Raw genomic sequence first — 15,274 nt, forward strand, 5'->3', positions numbered from 1 at the left:
TGGGCTGCCACATCCTGCGTACACTGCTGCTCTAAACCCGTGCCATAGGCACACCTGCCGGTCGGCATACTGAAACCGATAAGTAAGATTATTGCACCAACAAGAATAATCAAATATATTTGCCAATTTTTCATTTCTATTAGACAACACTCATATGATAGGTTTTAATCTTGGTAGTGTTTAGTTTGGAGCATTGTGTCAGCGTGCGAAACTCTGCAGCCAATTTTCGGCTGTTTCGGGTTCAACGTGGCTGAAGCAGTTTGAAAACGACGAGGTTCGGCGCTTCAGTTCTCGAAAAATTCGCTCGATGGCGTTCCGATTTCCGTGGCGACGCATCTGAAATCGGAGGCCAACTCGGGAAAGTGCAGTTTGGAGGTGTTGTGCACCGTCGACAAGAAATTCAGAGGTTTCGACATCGTGTTCCTGCCGCAGTTCTCGCAGGAAAATTTCGGTGAGAGCGGTCGTGGTCGTTGAATACAACCGGACGTGAAGCAGTTCGTTCGATTGGGGATCGGCGGCGTTCGCAAGAGCACAGCTCTTGCGCAGCCCATCAGAATGGCATAGCCATTCTGAGGACGGCGTACAGCCAGAATTGCTGGTCGTTGATCCAAATCACTGTTTCGTCGAGCGCGACCTGATTCGGAGATTTCCCCGATTTAGGCTGTAAATCAGCTTTTTGTACCCAATCATGGATGGCTTTCCGACTCCGTTGGACACCCAAACAGTCGAGTAATTCAACGGTATTCCTCAGCGAGAGTCCCGCAACGTGTGATTGAATACCCAACGCCACCGCCCACCCGGGTGTCCGCTCGCGCTCCACAAAATCCAAATCAACCCAGTCTCTATGACCGTTGAGGCGGGTGATTTCTGCCATGAACCAGCAAGAAATTCTCCCGCCTCACTTTTCACGCTTAACTAAACACCGCCACCGCTTCCCGGCAGACCGTTATGGCTTCTGAGAATTGGGCCGCAACAATTTACCAATAATCGCTATGAGTGCGTGTATGATGTCTCTCCGGGGAATTTTCCGGTCGGGAAAGGACCTTTCGATCATCGTGGTTCTCGGGCTCGTATTCGTACTCGGGCTGACCGTCAAAACGCTGTTCGAGTTGAGTAAACGGAAGTTTCCGCGCGCCCACGCGATGGGAAGTGAAGTCAGAGACTGGCTTCGCCGTCCGATATGACTACGACTGCCGTTCCGCTCTGTCCCAGCGCGCCCGCGTTCTATCGTCGCAGGAACCCACGAGACGGGTCAGCGAGATCCTCTGTGAATTTGTCTGAAATCTATCTATTGTCTCGGTTGGGCACTATTGATAAATTATCTGTTAGTTTTGATGGCGCGGTCAAATATAGTCATTGCATGATATAAAAAGCAGTTGTCTAATTCGCTCACCGACCGATCCGATTTTTCACTTTTCCACCTCCTCATTGTCTTTCAAGGTATTCTTCGTATCTTGTCGATCTAGCCACCTAGCGGACACGTTAGCCCGACCTTAATGCCATGATTAATTGCACACATTTTTACCCGACAGCTTTATGAGAAATTGGATTGACATGACGAGTAACGTGTGAGATCGGTAACTCATCGAGTCACCGTTGGATTGCCACAGCACCTATGACTGACACCCATACCGCCCGAACAGGTGAGAGACTGACGAGTGACCGACCAGGGGTCCCACGGAGCGGAGAGAGAACCCCACTGGAAGGGGAATGACGATAAACGCAAACCAAGCCAACCATCAGGAACCCGCTGTCGAATCGGAACCCGACTTCATCGTCACGCCGGACAGCGACGTCACACCGGTGTTGAGCGTCGTGATGCCGACGCTCAACGAGGAGGAGGGTATCGTGGAGTGTATCGACCGGATCAAGACCGCCGTCGACGAGTTGGGCGTGCCCACCGAGATCGTCGTGAGCGACAGCTCGACCGATGCGACACCTGACCTGGCCCGCGAGCGGGGGGCGACAGTCGTCACACCCGACGGAGAGGGATACGGCTACGCCTACCGTTACGCCTTCGAACGGGCGCGAGGCGAGTACATCGCGATGGGGGACGCGGACACCACTTACGACTTCGAAGCGCTCCCTCGTCTCTTCGAACCCGTCCAGAGCGGCGATGCCGACATCTGCATGGGCAGTCGGCTGGAGGGCGAGATCAGGAACGGTTCGATGCCCCCGTTGCACCAGTACGTGGGTAATCCGCTCCTGACGCGGTTCCTGAACACCTTCTACGGGGCGGGCGTGAGCGACGCACACAGCGGCTTCCGCGTGTTCACCAAAGACGCGCTCGAAACGCTAGAGCTAGAGACGACGGGCATGGAGTTCGCCAGCGAGATGATCATGGAGGCCGGCGCGAACGACCTCACCATCGAGGAAGTCCCCATCGTCTATCACGAGCGCGAGGGCGAGGAGACGCTCGACAGTTTCAGAGACGGCTGGCGACACGTCCGGTTCATGCTCGTGAACGCGCCGGACTACCTGTTCTCCTATCCGGCGCTGCTGCTAGTCTCAGTTGGAGCGGTATTGATGGGGCTGTCGCTGCCGACAGTTACCCTCGGCGGCGTCAACTTCGGCCTCCAGACGATGGTCGGTGGGTCGCTCCTCGCGATCGTCGGCTATCAGATCTGGGCGCTAGCCCTGTTCAGTTCGATCGCCGCCGACCCGATCCGCGAGCCATCCAGCGCGCTCGTAGGCACGATCAGGCGACACTTCCAGCTCGAACACGGGGCGTCTGTCGGTGTCGCCGTCGCCGTCGCGGGGCTCCTGTACCTCGCGAGCGTGTTCGGGCGCTGGCTCGTCGCCGGCGAAGCGGCACTTCCCGGGGCGACGGCGACCCTGTTCGCGTCGACGGTCGTGATTCTGGGCGTCCAGACCGTCTTCGGGTCGTTCTTCATGAGCATGCTCGCTGATCAGTAGCCCTCACGCACACACGCTCGCGCACGTCCCGTTGGCCGCGCAACTGACCGCGGGCCGGTACCGGTCTTCTGCGACGTAGGTCCATTCGTCCCGACCCACGCTATCGGTTCCGTCGGAGTACGTGAGCTGGGTGTAGAGGCCGTTGTAGTTCATCACGCTATCGTACTCGTCGGTGGAGTAGCGGCGTTCGTCGATACCGTCCTGATGCGCATTGAGGCCGACCGCATGTCCGAATTCGTGCATGAACAGCGACGCGGTGATCCGCGTGGCGTCGAACGGTTCCAGCGCGGCGATGCCCGGACGGCCCGCGCCGACGTAGTAGTCGTCACCGGCGTAGGCGACGTCGTCGGCGAGCAGGACGTAGTAGTAGCCCGCATCGCGGTGGTCGAAGTGGGTCGAGCGGAAGTCGTAGATGTCGTTTCTGGGACCGTCACGAGGTTTCGAGTACACCGTCCCGTTTGCGTCGAGTCCGGTGTCGTTCGTGACGAGGTGGACGTCGATGCCCGTCGATCCGTCCGGATTTGAAACCGGCGCGTCGGCGAACGTCTCTCGGACCGAACGCCGCACGTCGTCGCTCAGCATCTCCGGTCCGGCCGCGTCCACCTCGACGTAGATGTCGGTCCGGAGCGGATCCGCGTCGGGAAGCATCCCGGTACAGCGGACTTCCATCCCATCGGGGTAGCCGTCGCCGTCGGTGTCGGTCCGGTTCGGCGCAGTTCCCAGATCCTCGAGTTCGACTTCATCAGCGAGGCCGTCGCCGTCGGAATCGACCATCTCCCGCTCGGTATCGTTCACCGCGGTGGAAGTCGCCGCGTGCTCAGGGGAACCCGCGCCGCCGCCATCCGAGACCGCCGACTGCGGCGCGACCCCCGCCACCGGCAGTCCCGTTCCCGCGACGACTAGCAGTGCGACGAGCACGCTCACCCTGACCGAGCGCGGCCGTCGGCCGTCCGCAGACGACCGGTGACAGAGCCGAATCCGGTCGGGTACTCTCCAATTACTGCTACCGAATTCGATAATGGATTCAGTAATAGAGATCAGCGGTTCTGGTAATGTGTCCCTATCCGGCATTTGAACTGCCTACTGTTCACCAACTCCCGAACAAATACTTGGCCCACAAATTATCGATATTGAATTCGATATTCAGGACCGGATTACCCGCAAGCTGTCATCTCGTCGGAATCTTCAATGAGGTCGACGCAGTACCTTGGCGTAATGCGTCTCACCCGCCGATTCTGGCTCACCGCCGGGGTGGCACTCTGTCTCGTCCTCGGCGGCTGGCTCCTCGATTCGACGCCCCTGTTCGTCGCCGCCGCCGGACTGCTGGGGTGGATCCTGGCGATGCAGGCGGTCTTCGTTCGATCGGTGACGCGGATCGAACGCGCCCTCTCCGTCGACCAGTCGCTCGACCGGTCCCGCGTCACGACGGGGACCGAAACGACGTTTCGGCTCGCCGCGGCGATAGACGGCGCTAGTCCACATTTCCCAGTAACGATCCGGGCGAACGTTCCGGTCGCCGCCGAGCGGGCGAGCGCGACCGAACCGCTCGTCACGCTCGCACGAACGCAGGCAGAATCGTCCATTACGGTCCCGCTCACGTGGGAGACGGTCGGCGACCACACTGTGGACGAGGCGACGGTGTCCGTCCGCGACGCCGCCGGACTGTTCGTCCAGTCGTTCGACGCCGGTTCGACGCCGTCGGTCACCGTCGAAGCGCCGTCGCTCGGGCCGGTGCACGTCGGACAGAGCGGTGAACGCCTCCTGCGCGGCGTCGGCGAGCACGAGTCCCGCGGCAGTCAGGGCGGCCTCTCCGCCGAGGAGATCCGCAAGTACGTTCCCGGCGACGCGATGAAGTACGTCGACTGGAAGGCGACGGCCAGACTGAACGAACCGCACGTGCGCGAGTACGAAGCGGAGAGCAACCGCCAGACGGTCCTCGTCGTCGACCACCGGACCACGATGGGCGACGGGCCGGCCGGTCGAACGAAGCTCGACCACCTGCGGGCGGTCGCCTCGGCGATTCGCCAGCGCGCGGACGCGGACCGCGATCCGATCGGCTATCTGACCGTCGGCGACTCGGGAGTGACCGGAACCATGTCCCCCGCCGCGAGGCCGGAGGCCTACGAGTCGTGTCACCATCACCTGACCGACCTCAGCCCGACGGACTCCGAGGCGGGCACCCAGTCGCCTGCCACCACCCGTGGGGGCGGTCCGGTGACCGTCACAGGTGGTGATCCGACGCTCACCGAGATGGACCGTGTCCTGCTGTCGTATCAGGACCGCCAGCGCACGCTGTTACCGGACGAACAGCTGTACAACGGGTTCCGGTCGGCGAGACACGAGATACGGAACGCCGATCTGGTGGTCATCTGTTCCGACGACACGGACCCCGGCGAACTCCGCGAAACCGTGGGGCTCGCCCGGCGGAACGCGACGGAGGTCGTCGTGTTCCTCACGCCGTCGGTGGCGTTCGAGGACGACCTCCTCGCGGCGACGGACGACGCCTACGAGCGATACCGCCGCTTCGACCAGTTCCGCCGCGAGCTCTGCGAGATGGACGCGGTGACGGCCTACGAGGTCGCGCCGCCGGACCGCATCGAGTCGCTCCTCTCGCGGTCCGCGTCCGACTCGAGGCGAGGTGAGGTCGCGTGAGCCGGACAGCGGGACGGTGGCCCCCCTCACCCCGGACGGCGCTGGGCGCGCTCGGTATCGGTGTGGCCGCGATCGCGATCGTCTGGAGCGGGCCGCTGTGGGGGGTTCTCGGCGCGTTCGCGCTCGGTTCACTCTACGTCGTGGGGACCGCTCCCCTCGCAGTCGCCTTCGGGCAGGTCGCGCTCGTCGCGGCCGGTCCGTCGTCGCCGGGTATCGTTGCCGCCGTCGAAGTGGGGCTGTTCCTGGCGCTGCTCGCGGCGGCGCTGTCGGCCCCCGCTCCGCGAACCGCCGCGGCAACCGTGGCGGTCACCGTCCCGCTGTTCGGCGGCCTGACCTGGCTGGCGCTCTCGTCCTGGCAGGTGGGCCCGATGGCCGTCGCGCTCGTCCTCGGCTGCGGGTTCGCGACCGCCGCCTACCTCCTGCACCGCTACCTCCTCGTCAGCGTCGGCATCGTCTCCCGAGACCAACTGCAGTCCTCCCCGACCAATGAGTGAACGCGACGACCACGAGCCGATCGACCGAGACGAACAGCACGCCGGGCCGGACCCAGCGACGCTCCGCGCGGAACTGGAGGTCGCCCGCGAAGAGAACCGCCGCCTGCGTGACTCCTACGCGCGAGCCAAGCGGTCGACGTACCGCCGAACGGCGCTCGGCTTCCTCGCCATCGGGATCGCCTCGCTCGCCGGCGCCGCGCTCTTTCCCGCGCTCGGGACGGTCTTCGTCGCGCTGGCCGGCACGGGCGCGTTCGCCGGCCTCGTGACGTACTACCTGACGCCCGAGCGATTCGTCTCGGGCTCGGTCACCGGCGCGACGTTCGGGGCGCTCGCGGACGTGGAATCGGGGCTCGTCCGGGAACTCGAACTCCAGGACGAGGCGGTGTACGTCCCGACGCCGACGCTCCCCGATGCCAACGCCCGCCTGTTCGTCCCCCAGCACGTCGACTACGCGCTCCCCGACGCCGAGGCGCTCGGCGACCTGTTCGTCACCACCGAGGGGGACACGCGACAGGGAGTCGCCCTCCCGCCGTCCGGCGATCGGCTATTCGCCTCGTTCGAACAGACCGTCGACGGGGCGTTTGAAGCTGCGCCGGACCAGATAGGGGCCGACCTGGCCGCGGCGCTCACGGAGCAGTTCGAACTCGTCGACGATGCCGACGTCGAGATCGGCGCGGACGAACGGGCGACGGTCGCCCTCGACGGCCCGGCCTTCGGCGACCTCTCCCGGACCGATCATCCCGCCGTGTCCCTGCTCGCGGTCGGGTTCGCTGCGGGGCTGGACCGCCCGGTCACCGTCGAAACGCGGACTGACGAGCGCGCGAGCGCGGTTGTCTCACTCTCCTGGGAGCAAGACGGTGGTGTGGCGACCGGAAACTCGATGGAACAAGAGCCGATACCGGCGGGGTCGGCGGCAGAAACGTCCAGCGTCGCGACGCCCTCGGAAACGCGGAACTAACAGGCCATCGCGATCCGCGAGCCCGTTACAGTTCGCTGCCGCCGTCGCCGACCGCCGTCTCCGCGCCGGAGGGACGTCTGTCAGACCCGGTCCCGGGCGGCGTGACCGAACTGAGGATCTCGTCGATGACCGCCGGCGTGCCGATCCGGCTGAGTTCGGCGTCGCTGTTCAGGATCAGTCGGTGGCGGAGCACGGGCACGGCCACGCCCTTCACGTCGTCCGGGATGACGTAGTCGCGACCCTCGATGCGCGCGAGCGCCTTCGCCGTGTTCTGCAAGGCGAGCGTCGCACGCGGCGACGCCCCGTGTGCGACGTTCCGGTGATCCCGAGTCTCACGAACGACGGACAGGATGTACTTCTTGATGCTGTCGTCGATATACGTCTCGGGGACGACGCTCCGGGCCTGCAGGAGTTCGTTCCGGGTGACGACCTGCGAGATGTCGCTCGAATCGAGCGTCGGGTCGGCGTCGAAGCGGTCCAGGATCGCACGCTCCTCGTCTTCGTCGGGGATCTCGGAGACGAGCTTCATCTGGAAGCGGTCGCGCTGGGCCTCCGGGAGTTCGAACGTCCCCTCCATCTCCAGGGGATTCATCGTCGCCACGACGGTGAACGGGGTTGGCAACGACAGGGTCGACCCCTCGATGGACACCTGGCTCTCCTGCATGGCTTCGAGCAGCGCGCTCTGGGTCTTGGGCGGCGCGCGATTGATCTCGTCGGCGATGACGAGGTTGGTGAACACGGGACCTTTCTGGAGTTCGAACTCGCCGCTTTGCTGATGATAGACCGTCGTACCAGTGATATCAGCTGGAAGCAAGTCGGGCGTCATCTGGATTCGCGAGTAGTTCAGGTCGGTGGCGTTCGCGACGAGCGTCGCGATGGTGGTCTTCGCGACGCCGGGAACGCCTTCTAGCAGAACGTGACCGCGAGTCAACATCGCGACCGTGATGTGACGGAGGACTTCCTCGTTCCCGATGAGCACGGTGCCCGCTTCGGCTTCGAGGCGGTCGTACAGCGCCGACGGATCAGTCATCGCGTTGTCGTTTACGCCGCTGTGACATAACGGCTTCCGTTACCCGCGCGATTCGCGCCCCGTCCCAGTCGGGGTGACGCGACCGCAGGAGCGCCTCGACGCCCTCCGCAGACAGCCGTCCCGGGTCGGCCGGCGACCGGCGCTCGCGGACGTACTCGCGGAGTCGCTCGTCTGCGCGGCGGTCGATACCCACGAGGGCAGCTATTAGAACCGCCCCACAGAGCGCGAGGAGCCACCCCGACCGCCGGAGCGCCAGGACGGCGGCGGCGAGCGGGGGGACGCCGCCGGCGTGGGAGTAATCGAGCAGGACGCGTGGACCGAGGAGGGCGCGGGCGAACTGCCGATTGTCGCCGCGGTCCAGCATCGCGTTCACGAACACGCTCGGGTCACCGACGACGACGACGCGGCCCGCACCGACGGCTTCGGTCGTGGCGACCGGACGCGAGGCGAGCGACTCGTCGTCGTCGAGTTCGCCGTCGCCGTCCTCGTCGAGATACGCGTAACTCGACGTGGTCAGGAGCGGCGTCGCGTCCCCGGGTTCGACGACGGTTCCGTGGTTGAACACGACGGTTTCGACCCCCGCCGTGGCGGGCGACGGGCCGGTCGGCGTCACCTCGGGGAACGCCCCGGTTCGGTCGTAGTTTCGCGTGTCGTACAGAGGCCGTCCGTCGACGCGCGCGCTGGCCCCCACGCCGGACAGCAGGTCGTTGGCGTGCGGGCGGTAGTCCTCCGCGACGACGAGCGTCCCGCCCGCGCGGACGAAGCGCTCGATTCGATCGACTTCCGGTCGCGTGTAGGGCTCCCCCGGCGAGAGGACGAAGGCGACGGTGCCGTTCGCGTCCGTCGTCGGATACTGGCTCACGTTGGTCCCGACGGTCACGGCCGATCCGTTCTCGGACGCGACGGCCCGCATGTCGCCGGAGCCGTCCCACTGGGCGTTGTAGGCGCCGAAGGCGACCGACGACGTGCTCGCAGCGTAGAGGAGCGCGATCACGGCGACGGCGGCGTAGACGGCAAGCAGCATCTTCGGCCCGTCGAGTCGCCGCCACGGCGGGTCGTCGATGCCGGGTTCCCCCGTCATCAGACGAGCCCCGGCGGCAGGATCTCGAGGATGCGCTTGACGACCACGTAGGCGAAGCCGGCCAGGCCGACGGCGATGACCACCCAGAGCCGCCGTCGCCAACGCGGCGACACCGTCCGCGGCGCGACCAGTTCGACCGTGACGAGAAAGCCGATGAGCGACACGACGAAGAACAGTTCCAGGGTCAGCGCGTCGAGGAGTACCAGGACGAGCAACGATCCCAGTACCCACGCGAGGTGACCGTAGACGAACCGCTGGCGCTGTCGCGTCGCCATACGTGGCGACGTCGGCGGCGGAGCGGCAAAGGTCCGTCGGTGACAGTCGATTGACTCGTTCGGGGTCGTCCTTCGAACGCATCGAGCGGACAGGTCGGGGCTAGCAAACGAAAAACGGCTAGCGGGCGGTCGGTCGCCTACGGACCGAACGCACGTCGAACGGGCGCTTCGACGGGTCCACGGGCGCGCGAACTCAATCGTCGGACGGCGCTCCGGCGTCGTCCTCGGGCGTCCGCGTTCGGTCGCCGCTCCCCAGTAGCGACACCGGGGCCGCGGCGAGGTACGGCAGCGTGGCGACGAGCGCCCCGAGGGTCGCGAGCGCGACGCCCCCGAGGAAGATGCCCGCGAGCACCCGCGGAGGCATTCGCGCGGCGAGTCGGAAGCCGAAGAACACGAGCCAGCCGGCCGACTCCATGAACTGGAGCGTGACGACCGACAGCGCCAGCGCGAGCGTCGTCGCGGGAATCGCGATCCGAGCGATGTCGCCGAGGATCGTCCGCAGCACGCGCCACTGCGTCGCGCCCGTCGACCGGTGGATGCCGATGGCCTGCCGCCGCGCGTGGACGGCCTGGGCGAACGTCGCCGTCGTGCTGCCGACGGTGCTCAGCGCCGAGAGCGCGATCAGGACACCGAGGATGAGCTGGACGTTGCCGAACACGCCCTCGATCGAGCGCTCGATCGGCGTCCCGGACGCGTAGGCCCCGTTGCTCGCGACGGCCGAGACGAGTCGCTCGTCGCCGGTCACCCGGTAATCCGCCGTCGCGAGCGTCGTCCCGTTCGCGGTCACGCGGTAGGTGTAGGTCCCCGGCTGTCCGCGACCGCTTCCCGGGCTGAAGCGCGTCTCGGTGACGTTCCCCGGCGGCATGTACACGGTCCGGTTGCGCGAGACGCCGGGGCCGACGACGCGGATCTCGCGCGTCATCGGCTCGTCCCACGGGTTCGCGAGCCCGACGCCGAGCGTGGGCGTCGTCAGCACCGACCCCGACTCGGGGGTGATCGACAGCTGCGCGTACAGCTGTTTTTCGGCCCCGCGGACGACTGCGATCTCGCGAGTCGCCGTTTGCTCCCCGGCCGCGGCCGTGATCGTGTAGTTGCCGGGCGAGCGCGGCATCGGGACGATCGCGACGCCCTTCGAACCGGTCTCCAGTTCGAGGCCGTTCATCGACACCGTGGCGTTCGGCACGCGCTCGCCGGTCGCGGTGAGTACGGGGACGTACAGGCTCGCCCCCGGCGGCGCTCTCGACGGCAGTTGCTCCGGAATCGTGATGGCGTCCGGCGAGACCACCGTGACGGCGTGTCGATAGCCGTCGGCGGTGGCGTTCGCCCGGCCGAGTTCGGACGCGGTGAAGGCGACGCTCGTCCGGCGCTCGCCGCCCGGCGGGACGGCCACGCTCGTCGTCCGACGCTCGCCGCCGTAACGGACGGTCACGTCCCGCGTCTCGCGCTCGCTCCCGACGTTTCGAACGGTCGCGGTGACGTTGAACGACTCGCCGCGCGTGACTTGCCTCGGCCCCGACAGCCCGGTCACCACCGCGCCGGTCTCGTTCGCCCTCGACCCCGGCGTCGGGACGGGGCCGTCGACGCGGATCATGTGGACCTGTCCGCGACCGGTGGCCAGCCCGGAGGCGGTTTCAAGCGGGATGACGAGGAGGTCGTCGAGCGTCCGCTCGGCGTCGAAGCGCCCGACGACCGTGACCCGTCTGACGCCCGGCTTGACGCTCCCGGACAGGGTCATCGTCTCGCCGACCGACACGTCGAGCGTCTGCGCCAGGTCGCTCCCGATGACCGCCTCGTCGTAGGCGTCGGGGCGTTCGCCCTCGACGAGCGTGGCACCGGTGACGTTCGCGAACGCGTCATACTCCGCGCCGCGGGCCATGTACGGCTGGCCGTCCGAGACCTGCGCGTAGATGATCTCCGCGCTCGCTTGCGTCCCGTTGGCCCGGAGGACGCGCGCGTAGTCCGGGTCGAGACGGCTGTTCAGCGGGTGGGGCGCGCCGGCTTCGGTGATGGTCCCGGCCCCGCCCGCGCCGCCGCCGAGCGGAGACGCGAGGCCGGCGAGCGAGACGACCAGCAGGAAGGTGACGCCGAAGACCGTCAGCGTCGCCGCCGTCGGTACGACCGAGCGCCACGACAACAGCGTCGGTGCGACGACCGCGCGGGCGCGAGCGAGAGCGGTCTTCGAGGACTGTCCGCCGCGGGCGCGGCCCCGTCCGAGCGACGACGGCGGCCCGGTCGACGCGGAGTAGGCCGCCAGCGCGCCGGCGGCGAGGCCGAGCAGGACGAACAGGCCGGCGACCGCCGCGACGACGGTCGCGCTCTGGCCCGTCACGGACACGTCGAGCGCGATGGGGAGCCCGACGTAGATGGCGACGTTGACGAGCGCCTTGATCGTGATGAGACCGACCGCGTAGCCCAGCGCCACCCCCGCCGTGACGAGGAGGCCGGCCCGGACGGTGAAGAGGAGGCCCACGCGCCAGCCCGGCGCGCCGGTCGAGCGGATGACGCGAATCGCGTCGAGGCGGTCGCGCACGCTCATCCGCGTCACGCTGTAGACGACGATGAGGACGAGCAGGCCGCCGGCCGCCGCGGCGACCGAGAGCGCCCAGAGCACCTGCTCGAGCCCGCCGATGACGTACAGGAGCGCGCTGACGAGCGGGGACCCGATCGCGGGGACGCTCCCCAGCCCCGTCCCACCGGGCGTGTGGTCGATGACGAAGTAGCCCGTCACGCCGACGCGCTCGGCGGTCGAGACGTTCGTCGCGTACCACTGCTCGGGCAGGAACTCGATACCGCGCTCCTGGGGAACCACGGTGAGCCTGACAGTCTCGTTCGTCCCCCGAACGGTCCGATTACGCTGTCGCGACACCGGCGCGCGTCCGTCGACGCCCGCGGGAATCGTCGGCAGTCGCCCCTCCTGCCACTGGGCCGAGCCCTCGATCAACACCCGCGGCGCGTCCGGTGGAATGCCGATCACCCTGACCGTCGAGCCGTTGACCGACGCCCGCGCCACGCGTAACACGGTCGCGTTCGCCTCGGCCGGCGGCGGCCCGTCGCCCGCCTCGTGGTACGTCACCGTCTCCGAACTCGCCAGCGGCTCGGCGAACGTCTCGGAGTAGGTCACCGCGGTGAACAGCAACAGGATGGTTCCGATGAGGAACGCGGCCGTCACGGCGACGACGACGACCGTCAGCCGGTCGCGGCGCGACCAGCGAAACAGGATGGCGTTGCGGTAGCCCATCGGTCGCTAGCGCGTCTCCGGTGACCGCTCGGCCGCTCGCCTGTCGGGCGCGTCCGCGACGAGCGTGCCGTCGCGAATGAACAGCCGCTCGTCGAACCGCTTCGCGAGCTGCGGGTCGTGGCTGATGACGACGAGCGCCGTCTCGGTGGAGGCCTTCATACTGAACAGCAGGTCTAGCACGGACTCGGCGGTGTCGGGGTCTAGCTGGCCGGTCGGCTCGTCCGCGAGGATGATCTCGGGGCGGTTCGCGAGCGCCCGCGCGATGGCGACGCGCTGTTTCTCGCCCCCGCTCAGCGTCGCGGGGTACTGGTCTTCGAGGCCGTCGATGCCGAGGCGCTCGAACAGCGTCTCCAGCCACTCGGGGTCCCGGTCGCCCGCGTGTTCCTGGGGGAGCGAGGCGTTCTCGCGGGCGGTGAGGTCGCCGATGAGCTGGAAGTCCTGGAAGACGAACCCGAGCGTCGTCCGGCGGAGGCCGGCACGCTGGCGCTCCGAGAGCGCGCTCGCGTCCCGGCCGTCGATCTCCAGGCGGCCGCTAGAGGGCGGTTCGAGCAGGCCGAGGACGTTGAACAGGGTCGACTTCCCGGCTCCGCTCGGCCCCTGGACGAGGGTCGCCGCGTCCGGGGGGACCGTGATCGAGACGCCGTCGAGGATCGTCGTTCCCCGCCGCGTCACGCGCAGGTCGGTTCCGGCGAGGACGGGGTCAGTCATTGTCGGTCTTTCAGGCGGGCCCGTATTGTATGCCACGGTTACACGAATCGCTGACAGGACGGACGCCGGAGCGGTCGCGCGGTTCCGGCGGCCCTCAACAGCCGGGCTGGCCGTCGGTCGGCCGCGAGAGCCACACGCGGTCGACGCCGCGCGTGTCGTAGACGACGTTCGTTCGGTAGCGCCACTCGGAAAGCGCCGCGGGCGTCGTCCGCTCGCTCCCGGCCGGGAACAGGTGCGCGCCCGTCGTCGACCACGACCGTCTGGACAGTGTCGGGCAGGTCGGGGCGGCCCCGCCGCCGAGCCAGCGTGCGACCGGCTGATAGGTGCCGTTGGTCGCCGCCGGATAGTACAGGTCGACGATGCGCGTGAACGGGTGGTCCGACGCCCACTGCTCGTCGACGTGGTCCGCGGTGAACGTCGCGGCCGCGAACTGCGACTCCGTCGCGCCGGTCGGGAAGGCGAGCGTGTCGAGGTTGACGAACGCGATGGGCGCGGTGACGAGCGCCGCGACGATGAACAGCGTCGCCAGGACGGTCGCGAGGCGGTTCCGGGACGGCCGAATCGAGCCGAGCCCGCTAGTGGGGCCGGGTGACCGGTCGCCGGCGTAGGCAACCTTCGCTACCCCCAGGCCGGCGAGGACGAACACGGGGAAGTGGACGAACGTCTGCCCGCGCAGGGCCGTCCCGTAGTACTCCGGCGTCAGCGCGGCGGTCAGCGAGAAGTACACGACGACGATGGGGGCGAGCAGCAGTGCGAGGACGACCGGGCCGGTCCGCCGACGGTCGCGGCTCGCGAGCGGCAGGCCGACGAGCGCGAACGCGACTGGCACGGCGAACGCCGCGACGAGCACCACGAGGCCGGTCGGCGTCGACTGCGTCCCGGGGAAGACGGTCCGCAAGACGTTCGCTCCGAGCGCCAGGAACCAGAGCCCGACCGCGCCGCCGATCGTCGCGCGCTGGAGACGCTCGCTGGTGCGCTGGAACCACACCAGCGTCGCCGCCAGGACGACCACCCAGGCGAGAAAGAGCCCCGGATAGGCGCTCACGCGGTCGACGTAGGGCACTTCGAGCAGGGACCGCTCCGCGAGTCGGTAGTAGCCCCACATGTACACCCAGAACCCGCCGACCACGACGGCTGCGGTGACGGCGTCACGCCGCGACGGAACCCGGGCGAGCCACGCGGCCAGCACTCCCGTGAGCACCAGCCCGACGACGAGCGAACTGAACGTGTGCAACAGGGGAAACGCGACGAACAGGAGCCCCCCGAGGACGCCCCACCGGAGCCTGCTCCCGTCCGTCGCGAACAGGCGATGGACCGCGATGGCGAACAGCGGGACCAGCAACAGCGCGAGCGCCTCCTCGTCGGTCTGGCCGGTCCGTCGGAGGTAGATCCCCGAGACCGCCAGTCCGAAGCCCGAGAGGGCCATCGCGGTGGTGACGCGCCGCCCGCGCCAGCGGTGCGAGCGAGCGATGCGCCTGACGAGCGCCATCGCCGTCAGGCAGGACGCTCCGCCGGTCAGCGCCACGACGGGCTGGGCGACGTACAACGGGCGCTCGCCCGTGACGAGTCCCACCGCGGTCAGCACGCCGGTGAACACCAGATTGTCCGCCCGGAACCGCGAGAACGGGAACGCCCCCGTCTCGATGGCGTCGCGGGCGAGCGCGACGTATCCGAACCCGTCTAGCGTCGACGGCAGCGGCGTCCAGTGCAGTGACGTCAGCCGAGCGGCGATAGCCACGGCCAGCACGGCGACCACCAGCAGCACGCGCCCCCGCCGTCCGTCACTCATTGCGTGGCCCTACAAAGGGGAGGTGTAAGAGCGTTGTCGGTTCGGTCGGGGGTCCGGTGCGGAGGTGCATGCGGTCGCTCGATGCTGTGATCGACCACTAGCGAGGCCAACGTCCCGACTCTCGGCACCCTCG

Annotated in this window: 11 protein-coding genes and 1 pseudogene; 4 read left to right on the top strand and 8 right to left on the bottom strand. The window is 67.3% G+C overall.

Annotated elements, in window-relative coordinates:
- Positions 1 to 198: 198 nt before the first annotated feature.
- Positions 199 to 874: pseudogene (locus GM656_RS12575) on the bottom strand (IS6 family transposase).
- Between the two features lie 836 nt (positions 875 to 1,710).
- Between GM656_RS12575 and GM656_RS12580 the strand changes: the two are divergent.
- On the top strand, positions 1,711 to 2,916 hold the full coding sequence (locus tag GM656_RS12580) for a glycosyltransferase family 2 protein (RefSeq protein WP_162414027.1): 1,206 nt from the start codon (positions 1,711 to 1,713) through the stop codon (positions 2,914 to 2,916).
- Positions 2,917 to 2,919: 3 nt separating this feature from the next.
- On the opposite strand, the gene GM656_RS12585 is transcribed toward GM656_RS12580, so the two are convergent.
- The gene (locus tag GM656_RS12585) at positions 2,920 to 3,711 is read right to left on the bottom strand and encodes a hypothetical protein (protein WP_394352097.1); all 792 of its coding nucleotides are present in this window, start codon (positions 3,709 to 3,711) and stop codon (positions 2,920 to 2,922) included.
- Positions 3,712 to 4,131: 420 nt separating this feature from the next.
- Here GM656_RS12585 and GM656_RS12590 point away from each other — a divergent pair, with 420 nt between their 5' ends.
- Genes GM656_RS12590 through GM656_RS12600 form a run of 3 tightly spaced genes read left to right on the top strand, consistent with a single transcriptional unit; the run spans position 4,132 to position 7,020 of the window.
- On the top strand, positions 4,132 to 5,568 hold the full coding sequence (locus tag GM656_RS12590) for a DUF58 domain-containing protein (RefSeq protein WP_162414029.1): 1,437 nt from the start codon (positions 4,132 to 4,134) through the stop codon (positions 5,566 to 5,568).
- The gene (locus GM656_RS12595) at positions 5,565 to 6,062 is read left to right on the top strand and encodes a hypothetical protein (protein ID WP_162414030.1); all 498 of its coding nucleotides are present in this window, start codon (positions 5,565 to 5,567) and stop codon (positions 6,060 to 6,062) included. The genes GM656_RS12590 and GM656_RS12595 overlap by 4 nt, the downstream gene beginning before the upstream one ends.
- Entirely contained in the window at positions 6,055 to 7,020 is a 966-nt protein-coding gene (locus GM656_RS12600) for a hypothetical protein (RefSeq protein ID WP_162414031.1), read from the top strand. Before GM656_RS12595 ends, GM656_RS12600 begins: the two co-directional genes overlap by 8 nt.
- Before the next feature lie 25 nt (positions 7,021 to 7,045).
- Here the strand turns inward: GM656_RS12600 and GM656_RS12605 are convergent, their stop codons facing one another.
- The 6 genes from GM656_RS12605 to GM656_RS12630 form a co-directional block, all read right to left on the bottom strand.
- Entirely contained in the window at positions 7,046 to 8,050 is a 1,005-nt protein-coding gene (locus tag GM656_RS12605) for an AAA family ATPase (RefSeq protein WP_162414032.1), read from the bottom strand.
- Positions 8,043 to 9,131, bottom strand: a complete 1,089-nt coding sequence (locus GM656_RS12610; RefSeq protein ID WP_162414033.1) for a DUF4350 domain-containing protein — start codon at positions 9,129 to 9,131, stop codon at positions 8,043 to 8,045. Before GM656_RS12610 ends, GM656_RS12605 begins: the two co-directional genes overlap by 8 nt.
- A complete protein-coding gene (locus tag GM656_RS12615; RefSeq protein WP_162414034.1) occupies positions 9,131 to 9,406 on the bottom strand; it encodes a hypothetical protein in 276 nt (91 codons plus the stop codon). The genes GM656_RS12610 and GM656_RS12615 overlap by 1 nt, the downstream gene beginning before the upstream one ends.
- 193 nt (positions 9,407 to 9,599) lie before the next feature.
- Complete coding sequence (locus tag GM656_RS12620) at positions 9,600 to 12,644, bottom strand: FtsX-like permease family protein (protein ID WP_162414035.1); 3,045 nt, start codon at positions 12,642 to 12,644, stop codon at positions 9,600 to 9,602.
- 6 nt (positions 12,645 to 12,650) lie between these two features.
- A complete protein-coding gene (locus GM656_RS12625) occupies positions 12,651 to 13,352 on the bottom strand; it encodes an ABC transporter ATP-binding protein (RefSeq protein WP_162414036.1) in 702 nt (233 codons plus the stop codon).
- Between the two features lie 94 nt (positions 13,353 to 13,446).
- A complete protein-coding gene (locus GM656_RS12630) occupies positions 13,447 to 15,141 on the bottom strand; it encodes a sodium:phosphate symporter (protein ID WP_162414037.1) in 1,695 nt (564 codons plus the stop codon).
- Positions 15,142 to 15,274: the final 133 nt, after the last annotated feature.

Origin of the sequence: Haloarcula salina, from assembly GCF_010119195.1 — an archaeon.
Classification (GTDB): Archaea; Halobacteriota; Halobacteria; order Halobacteriales; family Haloarculaceae; genus Haloarcula; species Haloarcula salina.

Bases quoted from the DNA above. Each gene is read 5' to 3' on its own strand.
- GM656_RS12580 (WP_162414027.1), top strand. From the start codon at position 1,711: ATGACGATAAACGCAAACCAAGCCAACCATCAGGAACCCGCTGTCGAA.
- GM656_RS12590 (WP_162414029.1), top strand. From the start codon at position 4,132: ATGCGTCTCACCCGCCGATTCTGGCTCACCGCCGGGGTGGCACTCTGT.
- GM656_RS12600 (WP_162414031.1), top strand. From the start codon at position 6,055: ATGAGTGAACGCGACGACCACGAGCCGATCGACCGAGACGAACAGCAC.
- GM656_RS12605 (WP_162414032.1), bottom strand. From the start codon at position 8,050: ATGACTGATCCGTCGGCGCTGTACGACCGCCTCGAAGCCGAAGCGGGC.
- GM656_RS12610 (WP_162414033.1), bottom strand. From the start codon at position 9,131: ATGACGGGGGAACCCGGCATCGACGACCCGCCGTGGCGGCGACTCGAC.
- GM656_RS12615 (WP_162414034.1), bottom strand. From the start codon at position 9,406: ATGGCGACGCGACAGCGCCAGCGGTTCGTCTACGGTCACCTCGCGTGG.
- GM656_RS12620 (WP_162414035.1), bottom strand. From the start codon at position 12,644: ATGGGCTACCGCAACGCCATCCTGTTTCGCTGGTCGCGCCGCGACCGG.
- GM656_RS12625 (WP_162414036.1), bottom strand. From the start codon at position 13,352: ATGACTGACCCCGTCCTCGCCGGAACCGACCTGCGCGTGACGCGGCGG.
- GM656_RS12630 (WP_162414037.1), bottom strand. From the start codon at position 15,141: ATGAGTGACGGACGGCGGGGGCGCGTGCTGCTGGTGGTCGCCGTGCTG.